3 protein-coding genes are annotated in these 4152 nt (G+C 75.9%); 1 reads left to right on the top strand and 2 read right to left on the bottom strand.

Annotated features, from left to right (window positions below):
* Both GT045_RS18380 and GT045_RS18385 read right to left on the bottom strand, forming a co-directional pair.
* Positions 1-2467 (bottom strand): DUF5682 family protein (locus GT045_RS18380; RefSeq protein ID WP_237538694.1); only part of this gene is annotated, 2467 nt, incomplete at its 3' end.
* Positions 2464-3594, bottom strand: a complete 1131-nt coding sequence (locus GT045_RS18385; RefSeq protein WP_161288788.1) for an AAA family ATPase — start codon at positions 3592-3594, stop codon at positions 2464-2466. The genes GT045_RS18380 and GT045_RS18385, both read right to left, overlap by 4 nt.
* 132 nt (positions 3595-3726) lie before the next feature.
* On the opposite strand from GT045_RS18385, the gene GT045_RS18390 reads away from it, so the two are divergent.
* Positions 3727-4152: SWIM zinc finger family protein (locus GT045_RS18390; protein ID WP_161334830.1), on the top strand; the 426-nt coding region annotated here is incomplete at its 3' end.

Here is a 4152-nt window from a genome sequence, read left to right on the forward strand (position 1 = left end):
GGAGTGCGCTGTCGCGGAGTGCGGTGCCGTGGACCGTACTGTCGTGCGTCGCGCCGTCCCGCGCGGGGCGCGTCGTGTCGTGGTCCGCGTCCAGGCCGAGCAGCAGTCGCAGCACCGGCAGTACGGCGTCCGCGCGTCCGGTGTCCGGTTCCGGGGCGAAGCCGGGGACCGCGGCGGCGCGGCCGGCGGCGCCGGCGGACCGGCCACCGGGTCCGCGCCGGACCAGCTCGCCGAGCGTTCTGCGCACCCCCGGCTCGTACGCCGCGAAGGTGCGCCGCAGCAGTGGCAGGACGTCCGTGAACGCCTCCGCGGGCACGTCGGTCAGCCAGCGGTCGAGCAGGCCGAGCAGGCGTTCGTCGTGCACCAGCAGCAGTCCGCCCCCACCGCCCGCGAAGCCCTCGATCCAGGCGGCGGCAGCGGCGGGCGGAGTGCCCGGCGACAGCGTGAGCCCCATCAGCCGTGCCGCCTCCTCGGGCCGCAGCGCACCGTCGTCCAGCAGCAGCCGTACGGCCCGCCCCCGGATGACACCGGGCGCCGTGTCCCGTAGCGACAGCACCCGCAGCACGGCCCGCCAGCGCGCCCGCAGCCCGTCCCCGCCACCGTCCGCCGAAGCGCCGCCGCCCGCTCCGGCGCCCCCGGACGGCGCACCGGCCAGGCTCTCCGCCAGCAGGCCCACCGCCGTGTGCACGGCGTCCACGTGGCCGCGCATCTCGTCCGCCGCGTCCGCGTCGAGCGCGGCGCAGGCCGGGGGCAGGCCGACGAAGACGCGCTCGGCGAGGCCCGCGGCGACCCCGGCCAGCGCGCCGGTGTCGGTGCCGCGCACATCGCCGTAGCGCAGTGAGCGCACCAGGGCGGGCAGCGCCTGGGCGAGCTGTCCGACGTCGGTGTCCAGGGCGGCCCGGTCGGCGAGCACCCGCATGACGACGGGCAGCGCGTCCGGCAGTCCGGCCAGCAGACAGTGCTCGGCGAGCGCGGTGACGTCGGCGAGGCCGCGCGCGGCCGTCGCGTCGGCCTCGGCCTTGGCCTGGGCTGCCGTGAGTACGGTCGTCCCCCACACCCCCGCCTCGGCCACCCGTACCGACAGCTCGGGCTCCCAAGCCAGCCGCCAGGTCTCCCGGAAGGTGCCCGTGCTCCCCCGGGACCGGGCCGGCTCGCCCCAGCCGACACCGAGCAGCCGGAGCCGGTGCAGCAGCCTGCTGCGGCCGGCGTCGGTGTCACCGCGCAGGTCCAGCTCCAGTTCGCGCTCCCGCGGCTCGGGCCTGAGCCGCAGCGAGCGCTGTTGCCGGGTCAGGTCGCGCTGGAGCGGCACCGCGGGCGCCGACTCCGGGACCTCGCCGAGGACCTCCCCGACCACCAGCCGGTCGTGCACCAGCGCCAGCGGCACGTCCGAGCCCTCGCACAACACCGCGCGCGCCGCGTCGGTGGTCTCGCCCAGGCCGGGCAGCGGACGGCCGCGCAGCGCGGCCAGGGTCTCCGCGAGCCGTACGGCCTCGATGACGTGCGCGGAGGAGACGATCCGGTCCTCCTCGCGCAGCAGCCGGGCCACCTTGGTCAGCCAGCGCTCGACCGGCCGGTCGGGGGCGTGGAACAGGTGGTCGTACCAGCCGGGCGAGTCGATTCCGGCGCCGTATCCGCCGGCCCGGGCCAGCCTGCGGTGCGTCCACGGCACCCAGGTCAGGTCCGTCCTGGTCCTGGGCAGCGAGCGGAGCAGGGCCCGGTCGGCGGTGACGGTGGTCTTCTCTCGCAGCGCGGGCACGTGCCAGGCGCCGCACACCACGGCCACCGCACTCCCGAACTCCTTGCGCGCCTCCCGCAGCCGCAGCCGCATGTACGCCTCGCGGACGAGGTCCCGACGGCGCCCGCCGGCGCCGTACCGCTCCCGCAGCGCGCCCATGGCCTCCGCCACCGCGGCGAACGGTGCGAAGGGGTCCCGCGCGCCCGGTCCCCGGTGCTCGACGACGTCCTCCCACCAGCGCTCGGGATCGTCGTACCCCGCCGCCTCGGCGAGCACGGCGAGGGGATCGACGCGCATCTCGTCGGCCGCATCGCTGTCATCGGTCGCCTCGGCCTCACCCTTCTCCGCCCCCACCCCCTTCTCCGCCTCCGTCTCCGCCTCCCACGCGAGCGTGTGCGTGGCCGGCAGGTCGATGAAGCGGGCCGGGACGCCCTGGTCCAGGGCCCAGCGGATGGCCACCCACTCGGGGCTGAACCCGGCGAACGGCCAGAAGGCCGAGCGGCCGGGCTCGTCCACCGCGTACGCGAGCAGGGCGACCGGGGGCCGCAGGCCGGGATCGGCGGCCAGCGGGATCAGCGCGTCGGCCTCGGGCGGCCCCTCGATCAGGACGACGGCGGGACGCGCGGCGTCCAGCGCGGACCGCACCGCGCGCGCGGAACCGGGCCCGTGGTGCCGTACGCCGAGCAGCAGAGGTCCGGCGTCGGACACCGCCCCCGCGCCGCTGCCTGTCATGCGCTCACCTCGCGGCAGGCACGGTAGAAGTCGGTCCAGCCGTCGCGCTCACGGACGACCGTCTCCAGGTACTCCTGCCAGATGACGCGGTCGGCCGCCGGATCGCGGACGACGGCACCGAGGATGCCGGCGGCGACGTCTCCCGCGCGCAGCACACCGTCGCCGAAGTGCGTGGCGAGCGCGAGGCCGCTCGCGACGACGGAGATCGCCTCCGCCGTGGACAGCGTGCCGCTGGGCGACTTCAGCTTCGTCCGGCCGTCGGTGGTGACGCCGTCGCGCAGCTCGCGGAAGACGGTGACGACCCGGCGGATCTCCTCGATGCCGTCGGGCGCGGCCGGCAGGTCGAGGGAGCGGCCGAGCTGCTCGACCCGGCGGGTCACGATGTCGACCTCGGCGTCGGCGGTCTCGGGCAGCGGCAGCACCACGGTGTTGAAACGGCGGCGCAGGGCGCTGGAGAGGTCGTTGACCCCGCGGTCGCGGTCGTTGGCGGTGGCGATGAGGTTGAAGCCGCGGACCGCCTGGACCTCCTCGCCCAGCTCGGGAACGGGGAGGGTCTTCTCGGACAGGATGGTGATCAGCGTGTCCTGCACGTCGGCCGGGATACGCGTCAGCTCCTCCACGCGGGCCGTCATGCCCTCGGCCATGGCACGCATGACGGGGCTGGGCACGAGGGCGTCGCGGCTCGGGCCGTGGGCGAGGAGCTGCGCGTAGTTCCAGCCGTAGCGGATCGCCTCCTCCGGTGTGCCGGCCGTGCCCTGCACCAGCAGCGTCGAATCGCCGCTGACGGCGGCGGCCAGGTGCTCCGACACCCAGGTCTTCGCGGTGCCGGGCACGCCGAGCAGGAGCAGGGCACGGTCGGTGGCGAGCGTGGTGACGGCGACCTCGACGATGCGGCGCGGCCCCACGTACTTGGGCGTGATCACCGTGCCGTCCGGCAGGGTGCCGCCGAGCAGGTACGTCGCCACCGCCCACGGCGACAGCTTCCAGCGGGCCGGACGCGGGCGGTCGTCCTGGGCGGCGAGCGCGGCGAGTTCGGTGGCGAACGCGTGCTCCGCATGCGGTCGCAGCACGCCCGCGTTCTCTGCGCGGTCGGTCTCGGCGGTCGTCGGTCGCACGGACACAGTCATGGCTGAGGCCCCCTCCAGCTCGGCCGGTTCGGATCTGGCATCCACCGTGCACCACCCCACTGACAATCGCTCTGACCTGCACAAACACTGTCGCCAGACCGATTGTCAGTGGGGGGACCTACCGTCGGTGGCATGACTGAGCAGGGGGTGCGCTGGACCGCGGACCAGGTGCTGGCACTGGCGCCTGACGCCGCGTCACGCAAAGCCGGGAGCAGACTCGGTACGGCCGGGCCGTGGTCCGGCACGGGGAGCGGTGAGGGGTCGGTGTGGGGGCTGTGCGAGGGCAGCGGCAGCAGGCCGTACCGGACGGTGGTGGACCTGGCCGACCCGGCCGGTCCGGCGTACAGGTGCGGGTGCCCGAGCCGTAAGTTCCCCTGCAAGCACGCGCTCGGCCTGCTCCTGCTGTGGGTGGGCGACGAGGGCGCGGTGCCGGCCGGCGGCCCGCCACCGGACTGGGCAGGTGACTGGCTCGCGGGCCGGCGCGGTCGCGCCGGGACCAAGCCCGCCGAGGGCGCGGGGGGTTCGGGGACGGGCCCCGCCGATCCGGAGGCGGCCCGG

This window comes from Streptomyces sp. SID486, assembly GCF_009865385.1.
Classification (GTDB): domain Bacteria; phylum Actinomycetota; class Actinomycetes; order Streptomycetales; family Streptomycetaceae; genus Streptomyces.